This is a genomic window from Exiguobacterium sp. s128, assembly GCF_018618815.1.
In the GTDB taxonomy this organism is placed as follows: domain Bacteria; phylum Bacillota; class Bacilli; order Exiguobacteriales; family Exiguobacteriaceae; genus Exiguobacterium_A; species Exiguobacterium_A antarcticum.
Genome location: NZ_JACSMT010000011.1, coordinates 14,451 through 29,419 on the forward strand (window position 1 = coordinate 14,451; position 14,969 = coordinate 29,419).

The window sequence follows — 14,969 nt, forward strand, 5'->3', positions numbered from 1 at the left end:
TGCTCAGCTGTCGAAGTCAGGTGAAAATTTAGGAGCCGGAAAACGACTTATGATACAATGACAGGGACAATCTGGAGGTGATGAGATGCGGATATTGGTCTTGAATGGACCGAACTTGAATTTGCTGGGTACACGAGAACCAACTACATATGGAACCAAGACGTTATCTGATTTAGAAGATCAGCTGAGGGAACGTTTTCAACAGGTTGATTTTCGGTTCATACAATCGAATCATGAAGGGGACTTGGTTGATCGGTTACACGAAGCGCGAGGATATGATGGAATCGTCTTCAATGCCGCTGCCTATACGCATACGAGCATTGCCTTGAGGGATGCGATAGCAGCGATTGAAGCACCGACGATTGAAGTCCACCTGTCGAACGTGCACGCCCGTGAATCATTTCGACACCACTCGATGTTAGCACCGGTTTGTCGTGGGGTCATCAGTGGACTCGGCATGAAGGGGTATCTACTAGCTGTTGAGGCATTGATTCATCCGTCTACATAATAAAAGGGGGAAAACAGACATGAAACATCGTATCGAAGCACTCCAAACGGCTTTACAAGAACGTGACTTACCTGGTCTTCTCGTGACGAAGGCAGAAAACATTCGTTATATTTCCGGATTTACCGGTTCGAGTGGTGCATGTCTTGTGACAGCTGAACAAGCCTATTTCGTAACGGATTTCCGTTATACGGAACAAGCGGCGGATCAAGTCAAAGGAATGGAAATCGTTCAAATCGAACGCTCGATTCCAGAGACGATGGGAGAATTGATGGTGGGTGCACGTGTCCGTGCAGTTGGCGTCGAAAAAGATGCGATGACGCTCAGTTCATTTGAAGCCTTCGATCAAGCTTCTTCGGTTGAGTTGGTACCGACGACGGGAATCGTCGAAAACCTACGCTTGATTAAGGATTCTTCAGAGATTAAGATGATTAAGGAAGCGGTGGAGTTGGCAGATGCTACGTTCCACCACATCTTGACGTATATTCAAGCAGGCAGAACCGAGCTCGAAGTATCGAACGAACTTGAATTCTTCATGCGCAAACAAGGCGCGACGTCTTCTTCTTTCGATACGATTGTTGCTTCCGGTTACCGTTCGGCGTTACCACATGGCGTCGCAAGTTCAAAAGTCATCCAGACGGGCGAACTCGTCACACTGGATTTCGGTGCACTTCTGAACGGATACGTATCGGACATCACACGGACAGTCGCGGTCGGTCCGATCAATCAGGAATTACAAACCATCTATGATACGGTTCTGAAAGCTCAGCTTGCGGGCGTAGATGGACTTCGTCCTGGGATTACCGGAATCGAAGCCGATGCTTTGACGCGCGATATCATCAAAGACGCGGGATACGGGGAATACTTCGGACATTCGACAGGACACGGAATCGGCTTAGAGGTACATGAAGGACCGGGACTATCGTTCCGTTCCGAAACGAAACTTGAGCCGGGGATGATCGTCACCGTCGAACCGGGCATCTACGTTCCGCAGGTCGGTGGATGTCGGATCGAGGACGATGTCTTGATTACCGCATCAGGGCGTGAGATTCTGTCGTCTTCACCAAAAGAACTGATTACACTTTAAAACAGAAAGATCAACATTTAGGAGGAACTTTTTATGGTATCAGTAAACGATTTAAAAACAGGATTAACAATTAAGACATCAGACGGAATGATTTGGCAGGTTCTTGAATTCCAACACGTAAAACCGGGTAAAGGCGCTGCATTCGTCCGGACGAAAATGCGGAACATCCGTAACGGGAACATTCAAGAGATGACGTTCCGTGGCGGGGAACGTGTCGAACGTGCCCACATCGAACGGAATAAGATGCAGTACCTCTACCCAATGGGTGAGACGTATGTCTTCATGGATACAGAATCTTATGAGCAACTGGAATTGACGACAGCACAAGTCGAAGCAGCATTACCGTTCCTGCTTGAAAACATGGAAGTTCAAATTGCGATTTATAACGGTGAAGTTCTTGGAATCGAACTTCCGAATACGATCGTCATGACGATCGTTGAAGCAGAGCCGGGTGTCAAAGGCGATACGGCTTCAAACGTCAAGAAAAATGCGACGGTCGAAACAGGACATATCATTCACGTCCCGCTCTTCATCGAAGCAGGAGAAAAAGTAACAGTTGATACACGTACTGGTGATTTTACAGGGCGTTACAACGGATAATTCAGTTCAAACAACGCCCGTTCATCCTCTGGATTGAATCAACGGGCGTTTTTTCCTTTTGTCTCGACTTGCGTCCTTTGGTATGACCAGTTAATATTAGTATTTGAGTAGGCATTAGCACCTGGTATAATATTAAAGTATAATAATAAAGGTGAATGTTGAGATAGGGGATGAAGAAAAATGAAAATTGATCAGTTGAAGCAAGTGCTCGAAATGTTGGACCAGTCGAGTGTCAATGAACTTTCTCTTGAAACCGATACGTATAAGTTAAAACTTAAAAAACAAAATGATAGCGTCGTCGTTTCGCATCAAACACCGGTAGCGGTAACAGCTCCAACACAATCAGCTGCACCGGTCACAGAGCTGACACCGGAAGAAGAAGTGACGCCTGAAGCAGATACGGTGACCATTAACGCCTTGATGGTCGGAACGTTTTATTCCCGTCCGACCCCGGACAAACCATCGTTTGTTAAGGTCGGCGATCAAATCGAAGTTGGTCAAGTCGTGTGTGTGTTAGAAGCAATGAAACTATTCAATAATCTAAACTCGGAAGTAGCCGGAACAGTCGTCGGAATTCTCGTCGCAGATGGAGATCTTGTTGAATTTGGACAACCCCTCTTCCGGATTCGTCCTTGAGCGAGGTGATGGCAATGGAAAAACTTTTAATAGCGAACCGAGGCGAGATTGCGGTCCGAATCATTCGAGCAGCTAAAGAACTTGGGATTCAGACGGTTGCGGTATATTCGACAGCAGATCGTGATGCCTTACATGTCCGCTTGGCAGACGAAGCGTATTGTATTGGTGATGTGAGTTCGGCCGCCTCGTACTTAAACGTCACGAACATCTTAGCTGTCGCGACCAACCGGAATGTGACGATGATTCACCCCGGATATGGATTTTTGGCCGAAAATGTCGATTTTGCAGAAATGTGTGAGGCATGCGGCATCAAATTCGTCGGACCGACATCGGATGCGATTCGTCAAATGGGGATCAAAGATGTCGCTAAAAAAACAATGATAGCCTGTGGCGTACCGGTCGTACCGGGTTCGGACGGGACGGTCACGGACGACGAAGCGTTGCAGCTGGCAGACGAGATCGGATACCCGGTCATCATCAAGGCTACGGCAGGTGGCGGTGGTAAAGGAATTCGTGTCGCCCGTTCGAAGGCGGAACTCATGACAGGACTAGATGAGACGCGTCGCGAAGCAAAACAGGCCTTCGGTAACAGTGATGTCTATCTCGAACGATTCATTGAAGAGTTTCGTCACGTCGAAGTCCAAGTCTTGGCGGATCGTCATGGTAACGTGATTCATTTAGGGGAACGAGATTGCACGGTCCAGCGACGAATGCAAAAATTAATCGAAGAAGCCCCGTCACCGGCAGTCAGTCCGGCGACACGCTTAAAAATGGGGAAAGCAGCCGTCAAAGCAGCAAAAGCGATTGATTATACAGGAGCGGGAACGATTGAATTCATCTTCGTCGAAGAGACGGAAGAGTTTTTCTTCATGGAGATGAATACCCGGATTCAGGTGGAACATCCCGTGACCGAGATGATCACCGGATTCGATCTTGTGCAGGCACAGCTACAGGTTGCACTGGATCATCCGTTAGCTGTCCAACAGGAAGATATTGAATTCCGAGGTCATTCGATTGAATGCCGCATCAATGCAGAAGATCCGGATCACGACTTCCGTCCGCATGCGGGACGTGTCACACAGTACGTCACACCGGGTGGGATGGGCGTCCGTATCGACAGTGCGGTGTACCCGGGTTACATGATTCCACCGTACTATGATTCGATGGTCGCGAAATTGATCGTGCATGCTGAAACACGAGAAGAGGCGTGCGCGAAGATGGAACGCGCTTTATCGGAATTTTGGATCGAAGGGGTCAAAACGACGATTCCCTTCCATCAAAAAGTCTTGGCGCATCCCGTGTTTCGCCGTGGAACATTTACGACGAAGTTTACGGAACGTGAACTGAAGGCAGAAATCGTGAAATGATGGAGGACGGGAGCTGATGGATTTAACTCCCGTCTTTTTGGCGTTCTCTATGTTTTTTGAAAAAGGAATGTGCTAAACTAATTGATTGAGAACGATAAAAAAAGGAGCACGTAAAATCATGATGAAAAGACATATGGCACGCGAACTCGCAGTACAGTCTTTGTTCCAGATGGAACTCTCGGATCTATCTGCACAAGAAGCCATTTCATTCGCAGTAGAAGGTAAAGAATATGACACGTTTGTAGAACAATTAGTAGTCGGTGTCGAAGCCAACAAACCAGAAATCGATCAAAAGTTACGCGCGGCACTTGTGAACTGGTCATTCGAACGTCTCGGGAACATCGAGCGGACGATTCTCCGTCTTGCTGTCTATGAGTTGTTATTTGAACCAAAGATTCCTGTTCGAGTGACGATCAATGAAGCGATTGAATTGACGAAGGCGTTTGCCGATGAAGAAGCAACTAAAATCGTCAATGGTGTGTTAGGGAAAGTCGCACAAGAAGTCGACAAAGAAGGTTCGAAAGAGAATTCGTAAGCCACTAAAAAGAGAAAGCAAGTCAGGCACAGAGTGAAGTGAATATTTTTGGGGGAGTGGACAAAATCATGGCAGTCGTAATCGATGGGAAACAAGTCGCACAATCGTATCGTTTGAAACTGAAAGAAGAAGTCGCACGTCTAAAAGAACAACGTATTCAACCGAAACTAACCGTCATCTTGATCGGCGAAGATCCAGCCAGTCAATCTTACGTACGCGGTAAAGAAAAAGCGGCGCAAGAGATTGGAATGGATTCCGACCTGATCCGTCTACCGGACGAGACGACGGAATCGGAATTACTTCACTTGATCGAACGATTGAATGTTGATGCGAGTGTCCATGGGATTCTTGTACAATTGCCCTTGCCTGCACATATTGATGAAAGTAAGGTCATCTTCGCAATCGCTCCAGAAAAAGACGTCGACGGTTTCCATCCCGTTTCTGTTGGGAAGATGATGATTGGTGAACCAACCTTCTTGCCGTGTACACCAAACGGAATTCTTCATCTTGTCAAAGAAATGAATGTCCCGATTGCGGGGCGTCATGTCGTCGTCGTCGGTCGAAGTCAAATCGTCGGCAAGCCGGTCGGGATGTTGTTTTTGAATGAATCTGCGACCGTGACCTATTGTCACTCAAAAACAGCTGATTTAGCAGCTATGACACGACAAGCTGACATCCTGATCGTCGCCGTAGGGGTACCGAAACTGATTACCGCTGACATGATTAAACCAGACGCAGTCGTCATCGATGTCGGTGTCAACCGGGTGGATGGAAAATTGGTCGGAGATGTCGAATTCGAGACCGTCAAGGAGGTAGCATCGATGATTACGCCTGTACCTGGTGGTGTCGGACCGATGACGATCACGATGTTGCTCCATAATACGATTGAGGCAGCCAAATGACGAACCCCCTTCAGGTTTCCGAGCTTGTCAGTTATGTGAAACGTGAACTAGAAAACGATTCGTTGCTTCAACAAGTCCAGGTGGTGGGAGAAGTGTCGAACTTTAAACGACACTCTTCCGGTCACCTTTATTTTACGTTGAAAGATGAACAGTCGCGGATGAAGGCAGTCATGTTTGCACGCGACGCGAGTCGTGTCAAAACCGATATCCGAGACGGAGCCCGTGTCATCATCACGGCGAGACTTTCCGTGTATCTGGCATCAGGCGAGATGCAACTGTATGTCGAACGGATGATGGAAGATGGGGTTGGTGCCCTATACGAAGCATATGTCCGATTAAAAGAGGATTTGGAAACCCGAGGCTGGTTTGATGCGGAACATAAACAATCGATTCCCGCATTTCCGCAAAAAATCGGAATCGTCACGTCCCCGAAAGGCGCCGCTCTACATGATATCGCGACGACGTTACGGCGGCGTTATCCTCAAGCGGCAATCGTTTTTGCCCCTGTTCTCGTCCAAGGAAAAGAAGCGGTGCCCCAACTTGTCCGAGCCATTGAATGGATGAATGAACATCAGGCATGTGATGTCATGATCATCGGTCGTGGTGGCGGATCCATCGAGGAACTGTGGGCCTTTAATGAGATGGCCGTTGTGACAGCGATTTATGAATCCGTGATTCCGATTGTTTCCGCTGTTGGTCACGAAACAGACTTTACGATTGCTGATTTCGTCGCAGATGTCCGGGCGGCGACACCAACGGCCGCAGCAGAACTGGTGACGCCGGAAGCCATGGAACTCGAAAAACGTGTGGGCGAGTTGAAGCGTCGTCTGACCCGTAACTACGATCAATACATCAAAGAACGTAAAGACCAAGTGACGCGCCTCGCTGGGAGCTATGGTTTAAAATCACCACGGGTCCTGTTAGGGTTAAAACAAGAACGGTTAGACCGGGCGGAGATGGGACTCAGTCGGATGAGCAGACAGATGGTGCAAGCGAAACGTCAGGCATTAGGAGATGTCTCGAACCGGTTGAAGCGGATTCCGTTACGGGAACGGCTGGCGGATCAAACGCGTGAACTGATTCGGACCCGTAAACAGTTGGAACGAATCCATTACGTCATGCGTTCGAAACAGGAACGACTTCATCAAATGATCGCCCGTCTCGATTCGGTCAGTCCAACACAAGTGCTTCTCCGTGGATATACGTATGTCGAGCAGGACGGACAACTGATCCGTTCAGTCCACCAATTGTCAGATCAGACCTTCCGGGTTCAGTTTCATGACGGAAGTATCCTAGCGAAACGAGAGGATGAAGAAGATGGAAACGGAACAATCATTTGAAGCGGCGCTGGAGCGGCTGGAAGAAATCGTCGAATTGCTTGAAGAAGGGGAAGCGCCACTTGAGCAAGCAATGATTTTGTATGAAGAAGGTGTCAAACTGACGGCGCTCTGCCAGGGGAAGTTGTCGACGGCAGAACAAAAACTTGACCAAATCTTGGAACAAGATGGCACGTTACGAGAAAAAGGGGGATCACAATGATTGTTTTGACCGAGTGGAAAACACAAGTTGAACAGGCGCTGGAAACATTCATGAATCGGCTTGATGCACCAGACCGTCTACGGGAAGCGATGCGTTACTCGTTAGATGCCGGTGGAAAACGTGTTCGTCCGGCACTGATCTATGCTGTCCTCGATGCGTATGGGATCGACCGGAAGAAGGGGGATGCGACGGCAGCTGCACTTGAGATGATTCATACATATTCGCTGATCCATGATGACCTGCCGGCGATGGATGATGATGACATGCGACGTGGACGACCGACCAACCATATTCAATTCGACGAAGCGACGGCTATCCTTGCGGGTGATGCTTTGTTGACCAATGCCTTTACCTGTTTACTGGAGACGGCGGCGACAGCTGACATCAAGGTGAAGTTGATTGAGCGGCTCGCGACGGCTGCCGGAGCTGCCGGTATGGTCGGGGGTCAACTCGACGATATGCTCGGAGAACGTGGTGGCATCAATGATGCGCAGGAGCTTGAATCGATTCATCGCCGGAAAACCGGCGCCTTGCTGATTTTTGCTGTTGAGGCCGGTGGAATTTTAGCGCAAGCGACTGATACAGATATTGAACATCTGAAACGATATGGCCGCCACCTCGGGATTGCTTTTCAAATTCAAGACGATATCCTTGATGTAACGGGAGATGCGGAGAAGATTGGGAAGCCGGTCGGTAGCGACGAAGGAAATGATAAAGCGACCTATCCGAAACTGCTAGGTCTTGACGGAGCGAAACGTGCACTTGCAGCACAAGTGACTGCGGCAAATGAAGCGATCGAAGCGCTATCGGTCGAAGCGACTCCGCTCAAGGAACTACTTGATTTTGTCGTCAAGCGAGACCATTAACAGGGACGGCGTAGCACGCCGTCTTTTTTTTTATGCGCCCGGAATGTGGCGTTCGAAAGATTGTTCTAGTACAATGTAGGGTACAAACCATATAAGAATGTAAGGGAAAGAGGCGGTAAGGTATGAAGTTGACAGAGATACAGGATCCGTCATTTTTAAAGCGTATGTCAGTCTCGGAATTAGAAGTATTCGCAGGCGACATCCGACGCTTTCTGATTGAAGAATTAGCGACGACGGGCGGGCATTTAGCACCGAACTTAGGTGTCGTCGAGCTGACGTTAGCGCTTCACCGGGAATTTGATAGCCCGAACGATAAATTTGTTTGGGACGTCGGGCACCAGGCGTACGTGCATAAAATCTTGACCGGACGTGCAGGACAGTTTGATACGTTGCGTCAACATAAAGGGTTATGTGGATTCCCGAAACGAAATGAAAGTATTCATGACGTCTGGGAGACGGGGCACAGTTCGACGTCACTGTCAGCAGCGATGGGGATTGCCGTATCCAACGAGTTGAAAGGAAACGACGACCGCGCGATTGCGATCATCGGTGACGGGGCATTGACAGGTGGAATGGCACTTGAGGCGCTGAACCATATCGGTGCGGCACAACAAAATGTCATCGTCATCCTCAATGATAATGAAATGTCGATTGCACCGAACGTCGGGGCGATGCATCAGATGTTAGGGCGTATCCGTTCGTCACGGAAAGTCCGTTATGCCCAGGATGAGCTCGAGACGTTGATCAAGAAAATCCCGCTGATTGGTGGGAAACTTGAAAAAGGCGGCGAGAAGCTAAAAGAAGCTGTCAAAGGTGCGCTTGTCCCCGGCATGTTTTTTGAAGAACTTGGATTTAACTATTATGGACCGGTCGATGGTCACGACTTAACGGATTTAATCGAACAATTGAATTATGTGAAAAAAGAAGAAGGACCTGTCCTGCTTCATGTCATCACGAAAAAAGGCAAAGGGTATCGTCCGGCTGAGTATGATGGAGTCGGAACATGGCATGGTCTTGGACCGTATAAGATCGAGTCAGGGGAAGTCATCAAAGGGAAATCAAAAGCACCAAGTTATTCGTTTACAGTAGCCGATACGTTAACGAAGATGGCTCGTGAGGATGAGAAGTTGACGTTGATCACACCAGCGATGAGCGTAGGATCGAAACTGGATTGTTTCGAAAAAGAATTCCCGAACCGGATGTTTGATGTCGGAATCGCCGAACAGCATGCCGTGACCTTTGCTGCTGGTCAAGCGACGCAAGGGATGAAACCGGTCGTCTCGATTTATTCGACCTTCTTCCAACGGGCATACGATCAGCTTGTACACGATGTCGCCCGACAAAACCTGGATGTGACGTTTACGATCGATCGTTCTGGTCTTGTCGGAGCAGATGGGGAGACACACCAAGGCGTCTTTGATATCGCCTTCATGCGTCATGTCCCGAACATCCGGATCGTCATGGCAAAAGATGAAAATGAGTTACAGCATCTTCTTTATTCAGCCGTCAAACATGAAGGTCCGATTGCCGTTCGGTTCCCGCGTGGAGAAGGGATCGGTGTTCAGATGGATGAGACGTTGCATGAGATTTCCCTTGATACGTGGGAAGTGGAACGGGAAGGAACGGACGTCGCCATCATGGCGTTTGGTCCTCAAGTGCAGGATGCCTTAAAAATCGCTGAGTTGCTTGACGGTGACTTGTCGGTTCGTGTCATCAATGCGCGGACAATCAAACCTTTGGATGGGAAAATGTTGAATGCGTTATATGCGGAAGGCATTCCACTCGTGACGATGGAAGAAGCCGTCTTAAAAGGTGGTTTCGGTTCAGCCGTTCTCGAGCATGCAAACGAACAAGAAGCATTCCCACGTGTGAAACGATTTGGTATTCCGGATTGGTATATTGAACACGGTGGTGTCAACGAGTTGTTGGAAGAAATCGGATTATTACCTGGGCAAATCGCGGAAGAAGTACGCGTATTTGTCAATCAAGGAAAGAAACAGAGTGTGTAACGATTCATGGAAACTGTAAAAAAAATCCGCCTCGACGTCTTACTCGTCGAGCGGGGTCTATGTGAAACACGTGAAAAAGCAAAACGGACCATCATGGCAGGACTTGTCTTTAGCGGGACGGAACGTTTAGAAAAGGCCGGTGAAAAGGTCAAATCGGATATTGATTTGACCGTCAAAGGTCAAGTCATGCCGTATGTCGGGCGTGGTGGATTCAAGATGGAGAAAGCGCTTGCTGTGTTCGACATCGATGTTTCGGCAAGAACGGGTCTTGATATCGGGTCTTCCACCGGTGGATTCACGGACTGTGCCTTGCAGAACGGAGCAGCCCATATGTATGCGCTCGATGTGGGATCGAACCAACTCGATTGGAAGTTGCGATCGGATGATCGTGTGACAGCGATGGAAAAAACGAATTTCCGCCATGCGACACCGGACATGTTCCCAGTTGAGCCGAGTTTTGCGACGATTGATGTATCGTTCATTTCCTTACGATTGATTCTTCCGCCGTTAAAAGCCATTCTAGCTCAGGGTGGGGATGTCATTGCGCTCGTCAAACCACAGTTTGAAGCGGGGCGTGACGATGTTGGTAAAAAAGGAATCGTTCGGGATGAACGGATTCATGGTCGGGTGCTCAAAGAGATGGTCGATTTCTTTGTTCGGGAAGGTTTTTACGTCAAACAGCTCGATTTTTCACCGATTACCGGGGGCGAAGGGAACATTGAGTTTCTTTTGCATGCCCAACTCGATACGCCGGGAATGGATACGTCCGTTGATCCCGTCGAAACGGTTCGTTTGGCACATGCTGCGTTATAAGTCGAACTAATTCAAAGCAGACTTCGTCGTGATGATGGAGTCTGCTTTTGATTTTGGAGTGAATGCATAGGGCAAGCATGGACTTTTATCGAATTATTGGATTACAATAGTATCAGTGAAGAAAAACTGTGAGGTGCAAGGATGACAAAGGGGCAACGGTTAATCAAGATTCGGGAAATCATTACGCAGTCGGAAATCGAGACACAGGATGAGTTAGTCGAGGAACTTCGAAATGCAGGGTATAAAGTAACGCAGGCGACCGTCTCGCGAGACATCAAGGAACTACACCTTGTAAAGGTACCGCTAAACGATGGGCGTTATAAATACAGCCTGCCTGCCGATCAGCGATTTAATCCGCTTGGGAAGTTACGGCGGTTACTTGGTGATAGCTTCATCTCGATTGATTCTGCTCAAAATTTGATCGTCATGCATGTCTTGCCGGGTAACGCGAATGCATTAGGAGTCCTTCTGGATCATTTGAACTGGACGGAGCTGCTCGGTACGGTCTGTGGGGATGATACGATACTGATGATTACACGCAATGAAGAAGCAGCAAAAGAAGTGACGGAACGTATCTTAGGGATGCTTTAAGGAGTTGACATGATGTTAGCTGAATTATCGATTAAACAATTTGCGATCATTGACCAGCTACAGATTGATTTCAAAAAAGGGATGACGGTCTTGACCGGAGAGACGGGCGCCGGGAAATCGATTGTCCTGGATGCGATTGGCTTATTGATTGGTGGGCGTGGATCTGCCGAGTTTGTCCGTTATGGCGAAGACAAGGCGGAGCTTGAAGGACTGTTCATGATCGAAGAGGGACATATGGCCTATACGTTAGCGGAAGAATACGGTATTGACATGGAAGATGGCATGATCATCTTGCGTCGTGATTTGTTTGCTTCTGGGAAAAGTGTCTGTCGCGTGAACCATAAATTAGTCACGTTGACGATCCTACGGGAATTCGGACGTGTCCTTGTTGACTTACATGGTCAGCATGAGCATCAACATTTGATGGAGAGTACGTATCATCAAACGATTTTAGATGACTTTGGACATGAGACGATTGCTCCGATTCTTGAGAAATATCAGGCGCGTTTTCAACTGTACGAAGAAAAGCGTAACGCCTTGCAAGCACTCGCGCAGAGTGAACAGGCATTGGCACAGCGAATCGATTTACTATCCTTTCAAACGGAAGAAATTGATAGTGCTAAACTACGTAAGGGAGAGGAAGAAGAGCTTTTAAGCGAACGAAATCGTTTGGCGAACTTCGAAAAACTCCATGCGTCTCTGAGCGCTGCTTATGATGCCTTGCACGAAGAACGACGAGGTATCGATTCCGTAAGTGACGCGATGCGTGAGCTTCAGCAAGCGGCAAGCATCGATGATGAATTCTCCGGGCAAAGCGATACACTTGCCAATGCGTTTTACGCACTGGAAGAGGTTGGATATGCGATTCGTGATCAACTCGAGACGTTAGAGTTTGACTCGAACCGGTTGGATGATATCGAATTACGTTTGTCGGTCTTTCAACAATTAAAACGGAAATACGGAGCGACGATTGAAGAAGTCATCGCATATGGCGAAAAAATCAGCATCGAGCTAGATACGATGACCAATCGAGACGAGCGAATCGAAAACTTGAAAGCGGAAGTCGAACAGTTAGAATCTGAGTTGTTTGAAATCGGCAGCGAGTTATCGCAAGTACGACGACAGTCGTCGCATCTTTTAGGTGAAGCGATTCATCTTGAATTACGTCAGCTCTACATGGAAAAAGCACGATTTGAAATTCGGTTCCTGCAGGATGGGAAAGCACCAGTCCTGCGGAAAAATGGAATTGATTTCGTTGAATTCTACATCATGACCAATGCAGGTGAACCGTTTAAATCGCTCGGAAAAGTAGCATCGGGTGGAGAATTGTCGCGGATCATGCTTGGTCTCAAATCGATTTTCTCCCGTTCGGTTGGCGTCGCTTCGATCATCTTTGATGAAGTCGATACAGGTGTATCGGGACGTGTCGCCCAAGCAATGGCGGAGAAAATCTATCGTCTGTCAATCGATAGCCAGGTGTTATGTATCACCCACCTGCCTCAAGTCGCTTCGATTGCCGATCAACATCTGTATATTCGAAAAATCGAAGAGACGGATCGGACGACGACACAAGTCAATGTCTTGACGGACGCAGAGCGTGGTAATGAACTAGGGCGGATGATTTCCGGGACACACATGACGGATTTGACGTTACGTCACGCAGAAGAATTAATGGAGCAAGCAATGAACACGAAGGAATCGCTTAAAAATGGGGTGTAACGATTGATTAGAGTCGGGATTGCGGATGACAACCAAGAAATGGTCGAATTGATTCGTCAACATCTAGCTGTCCAGGAAGACATGGAAGTGGTATGTGTCGCATACAATGGGGAGAGTTGTCTTGAAAAATTAGAACAGATAGAGACGGATGTCTTGTTATTAGACATCATCATGCCGCATCTAGATGGGCTTGGGGTTCTAGAGGCCTTGGCGAAACATAAAAACAGTCCGGCCGTGATCATGTTGAGTGCGTTTGGTAAGGACGAAGTATCGCAACAGGCCGTCTCACTTGGGGCCGCTTACTTTTTATTAAAGCCGTTCAGTCTGGATCAACTCGTCAATAAAATCCGTCTTGTCGTACATGGCGTCCAGACAAACCAAGTGGAGCCGGTTGAATCGAAAGTCGGGACCACTTTACGAGAAATCGGAATTGCTCCGCATATCAAAGGCTTCACCTATCTAAAAGATGCCGTCCTGATGGTATTGGAACGAGAAGATTTATTGGGATTGATTACAAAGGAATTGTATCCGATGATCGCGAAGAAACATCAAACGACTTCGTCACGCGTGGAGCGGGCCATGCGCCATGCGATCAAATCAGCTTGGAAAGAAGGCATGAGCGAACATGTCTTGTTTACGGGACGGATTGAACAACAAAAAGGTCCTAAAAATTCGGAGTTCATTTCCTATGTATCGAATCATATGAATGGATCTTGAGCAAACAGATGAGAATAAAAAGAAGTGGCTGGACCTGAATTACTTCATCAGGTCCAGCCACTTCTTTTACATTGAAAAATAAAAATAAATATTCATTAAATATATGTTGCAGAAACTAAAATATTTGTTATAATAAAGATACCAAATGATTTGGAAAGACGTTAGATGAACGTCAAGTCGAATTGGTTCCCGGAAAACCATTCAACACACTTCATCTCAGGACGCCACCTGTAAACGGCTCAAGGATGATGGACGACATTCTCTTGGTAGTTTTTTAGACCAAGGCAATTCATATCTTTTTCAGATGAGACATCTCGAAAGGTATGAGACTCCACGATTTCGAAGCAAGGGAAAAGTGGAGGGTAACGTAAATTAAACGTCCAAAGCAACAAGAAGACCAAGCAAGACCAGCAAGACCAGCAAGACCAGCAAGACCAGCAAGACCAGCAAGACCAGCAAGACCAGCAAGACCAGCAAGACCAGCAAGACCAGCAACAAGTACAGTTCGTGAAAAGGAGTGTTGTCTAGCAGTGAATGTTAGCAACCGAATGATCGACTGCTTCAAGCGGATGACATTACGCTTCACCTAGGTCCAAGTAAAGTCAGATAATGGAGTCGTTTTACCGTTCTATCGATCGCTCGATAGCCAGATCTGATTTCTTTCAACCTCTTCATTAAGAGGACAACCTATGGTTTTGAAGTACACGAATAGTTCTACTATGAGAGGAGTTCATCCGTAAGTGAAACCAACTTTATACGAATAAAAGGTCCCGCGCTTGAAATGAGTTCAAGAGATGGGGACCTTTTTGTGTGTTTATTTTTTTCGATACCGCTCGGATACTTTCCCCCGTTTGCGGTCACGGTAAAAGACATAGCCGGCGACAAAACCAATCCCACCGATGGCTAAGACTAATCCAATAACCCCTTGCAACACGTATACATAGGCAGATTCCCCCAGATAATGGAAGGGAAACTGGGCGATTAAGAAAACGCTATCCCGCATGAGTTTGATTCCGATGGCGCCAATGATTCCAGGAATGAGTAAAGATAATAAGCCGATGATTCGCATGAGTGTGACCCCTT

At 47.6% G+C, this 14,969-nt stretch carries 17 protein-coding genes; 15 read left to right on the plus strand and 2 right to left on the minus strand.

Translation table 11 applies throughout. The annotated features are described in order from the left end of the window. Positions 1-85 precede the first annotated feature (85 nt). The 15 genes from aroQ (at position 86) to spo0A (ending at position 13,886) form a co-directional block, all read left to right on the plus strand. Positions 86-508 (plus strand): type II 3-dehydroquinate dehydratase, encoded by a 423-nt coding sequence (gene aroQ / locus KNQ13_RS06375; protein WP_014969876.1) that lies wholly within the window; start codon positions 86-88, stop codon positions 506-508. A gap of 19 nt (positions 509-527) precedes the next feature. Further along, complete coding sequence (locus tag KNQ13_RS06380) at positions 528-1,592, plus strand: M24 family metallopeptidase (RefSeq protein WP_014969877.1); 1,065 nt, start codon at positions 528-530, stop codon at positions 1,590-1,592. Positions 1,593-1,625: 33 nt separating this feature from the next. Further along, positions 1,626-2,192, plus strand: coding sequence for an elongation factor P (gene efp / locus KNQ13_RS06385; protein WP_012369804.1), 567 nt, complete (start codon positions 1,626-1,628; stop codon positions 2,190-2,192). 180 nt (positions 2,193-2,372) lie between these two features. After that, positions 2,373-2,828: an acetyl-CoA carboxylase biotin carboxyl carrier protein gene (gene accB / locus KNQ13_RS06390; RefSeq protein WP_026831055.1), complete on the plus strand. Its 456-nt coding sequence runs from the start codon at positions 2,373-2,375 to the stop codon at positions 2,826-2,828. Between the two features lie 14 nt (positions 2,829-2,842). After that, a complete protein-coding gene (gene accC, locus KNQ13_RS06395; protein ID WP_014969880.1) occupies positions 2,843-4,195 on the plus strand; it encodes an acetyl-CoA carboxylase biotin carboxylase subunit in 1,353 nt (450 codons plus the stop codon). A gap of 118 nt (positions 4,196-4,313) precedes the next feature. Next, a complete protein-coding gene (gene nusB / locus KNQ13_RS06400) occupies positions 4,314-4,730 on the plus strand; it encodes a transcription antitermination factor NusB (RefSeq protein WP_014969881.1) in 417 nt (138 codons plus the stop codon). Between the two features lie 68 nt (positions 4,731-4,798). Then, positions 4,799-5,632: a bifunctional methylenetetrahydrofolate dehydrogenase/methenyltetrahydrofolate cyclohydrolase FolD gene (folD, locus tag KNQ13_RS06405; RefSeq protein WP_014969882.1), complete on the plus strand. Its 834-nt coding sequence runs from the start codon at positions 4,799-4,801 to the stop codon at positions 5,630-5,632. Then, the gene (gene xseA / locus KNQ13_RS06410) at positions 5,629-6,972 is read left to right on the plus strand and encodes an exodeoxyribonuclease VII large subunit (protein ID WP_026831058.1); all 1,344 of its coding nucleotides are present in this window, start codon (positions 5,629-5,631) and stop codon (positions 6,970-6,972) included. The genes folD and xseA overlap by 4 nt, the downstream gene beginning before the upstream one ends. Next, positions 6,950-7,171 (plus strand): exodeoxyribonuclease VII small subunit, encoded by a 222-nt coding sequence (gene xseB, locus KNQ13_RS06415; RefSeq protein ID WP_014969884.1) that lies wholly within the window; start codon positions 6,950-6,952, stop codon positions 7,169-7,171. The genes xseA and xseB overlap by 23 nt, the downstream gene beginning before the upstream one ends. Continuing rightward, on the plus strand, positions 7,168-8,037 hold the full coding sequence (locus tag KNQ13_RS06420; RefSeq protein ID WP_014969885.1) for a polyprenyl synthetase family protein: 870 nt from the start codon (positions 7,168-7,170) through the stop codon (positions 8,035-8,037). The genes xseB and KNQ13_RS06420 overlap by 4 nt, the downstream gene beginning before the upstream one ends. A gap of 122 nt (positions 8,038-8,159) precedes the next feature. Continuing rightward, positions 8,160-10,046 (plus strand): 1-deoxy-D-xylulose-5-phosphate synthase, encoded by a 1,887-nt coding sequence (dxs, locus tag KNQ13_RS06425; protein WP_026831059.1) that lies wholly within the window; start codon positions 8,160-8,162, stop codon positions 10,044-10,046. A 6-nt stretch (positions 10,047-10,052) separates the two neighbouring features. Further along, positions 10,053-10,859: a TlyA family RNA methyltransferase gene (locus tag KNQ13_RS06430; RefSeq protein ID WP_026831060.1), complete on the plus strand. Its 807-nt coding sequence runs from the start codon at positions 10,053-10,055 to the stop codon at positions 10,857-10,859. Between the two features lie 141 nt (positions 10,860-11,000). Further along, positions 11,001-11,450 carry a transcriptional regulator AhrC/ArgR gene (gene ahrC / locus KNQ13_RS06435; protein ID WP_026831061.1) on the plus strand — a complete coding sequence of 150 codons (450 nt, stop codon included), beginning with the start codon at positions 11,001-11,003 and terminating at the stop codon, positions 11,448-11,450. Between the two features lie 12 nt (positions 11,451-11,462). Continuing rightward, positions 11,463-13,169: a DNA repair protein RecN gene (recN, locus tag KNQ13_RS06440; RefSeq protein WP_034774549.1), complete on the plus strand. Its 1,707-nt coding sequence runs from the start codon at positions 11,463-11,465 to the stop codon at positions 13,167-13,169. 3 nt (positions 13,170-13,172) lie between these two features. Beyond that, entirely contained in the window at positions 13,173-13,886 is a 714-nt protein-coding gene (spo0A, locus tag KNQ13_RS06445) for a sporulation transcription factor Spo0A (protein ID WP_081578942.1), read from the plus strand. Positions 13,887-14,258: 372 nt separating this feature from the next. On the opposite strand, the gene KNQ13_RS16110 is transcribed toward spo0A, so the two are convergent. Together KNQ13_RS16110 and KNQ13_RS06450 are read right to left on the minus strand one after the other, a co-directional pair. Continuing rightward, a complete protein-coding gene (locus KNQ13_RS16110; RefSeq protein ID WP_285801353.1) occupies positions 14,259-14,381 on the minus strand; it encodes a hypothetical protein in 123 nt (40 codons plus the stop codon). Between the two features lie 319 nt (positions 14,382-14,700). Continuing rightward, positions 14,701-14,955, minus strand: coding sequence for a DUF2627 family protein (locus tag KNQ13_RS06450; protein WP_014969892.1), 255 nt, complete (start codon positions 14,953-14,955; stop codon positions 14,701-14,703). Positions 14,956-14,969: the final 14 nt, after the last annotated feature.

Bases quoted from the DNA above. Each gene is read 5' to 3' on its own strand.
- KNQ13_RS06450 (WP_014969892.1), bottom strand. From the start codon at position 14,955: ATGCGAATCATCGGCTTATTATCTTTACTCATTCCTGGAATCATTGGC.
- folD (WP_014969882.1), top strand. From the start codon at position 4,799: ATGGCAGTCGTAATCGATGGGAAACAAGTCGCACAATCGTATCGTTTG.
- xseA (WP_026831058.1), top strand. From the start codon at position 5,629: ATGACGAACCCCCTTCAGGTTTCCGAGCTTGTCAGTTATGTGAAACGT.
- aroQ (WP_014969876.1), top strand. From the start codon at position 86: ATGCGGATATTGGTCTTGAATGGACCGAACTTGAATTTGCTGGGTACA.
- recN (WP_034774549.1), top strand. From the start codon at position 11,463: ATGTTAGCTGAATTATCGATTAAACAATTTGCGATCATTGACCAGCTA.
- dxs (WP_026831059.1), top strand. From the start codon at position 8,160: ATGAAGTTGACAGAGATACAGGATCCGTCATTTTTAAAGCGTATGTCA.
- nusB (WP_014969881.1), top strand. From the start codon at position 4,314: ATGATGAAAAGACATATGGCACGCGAACTCGCAGTACAGTCTTTGTTC.
- ahrC (WP_026831061.1), top strand. From the start codon at position 11,001: ATGACAAAGGGGCAACGGTTAATCAAGATTCGGGAAATCATTACGCAG.
- accB (WP_026831055.1), top strand. From the start codon at position 2,373: ATGAAAATTGATCAGTTGAAGCAAGTGCTCGAAATGTTGGACCAGTCG.
- KNQ13_RS06420 (WP_014969885.1), top strand. From the start codon at position 7,168: ATGATTGTTTTGACCGAGTGGAAAACACAAGTTGAACAGGCGCTGGAA.
- accC (WP_014969880.1), top strand. From the start codon at position 2,843: ATGGAAAAACTTTTAATAGCGAACCGAGGCGAGATTGCGGTCCGAATC.
- KNQ13_RS06380 (WP_014969877.1), top strand. From the start codon at position 528: ATGAAACATCGTATCGAAGCACTCCAAACGGCTTTACAAGAACGTGAC.
- efp (WP_012369804.1), top strand. From the start codon at position 1,626: ATGGTATCAGTAAACGATTTAAAAACAGGATTAACAATTAAGACATCA.
- xseB (WP_014969884.1), top strand. From the start codon at position 6,950: ATGGAAACGGAACAATCATTTGAAGCGGCGCTGGAGCGGCTGGAAGAA.
- KNQ13_RS06430 (WP_026831060.1), top strand. From the start codon at position 10,053: ATGGAAACTGTAAAAAAAATCCGCCTCGACGTCTTACTCGTCGAGCGG.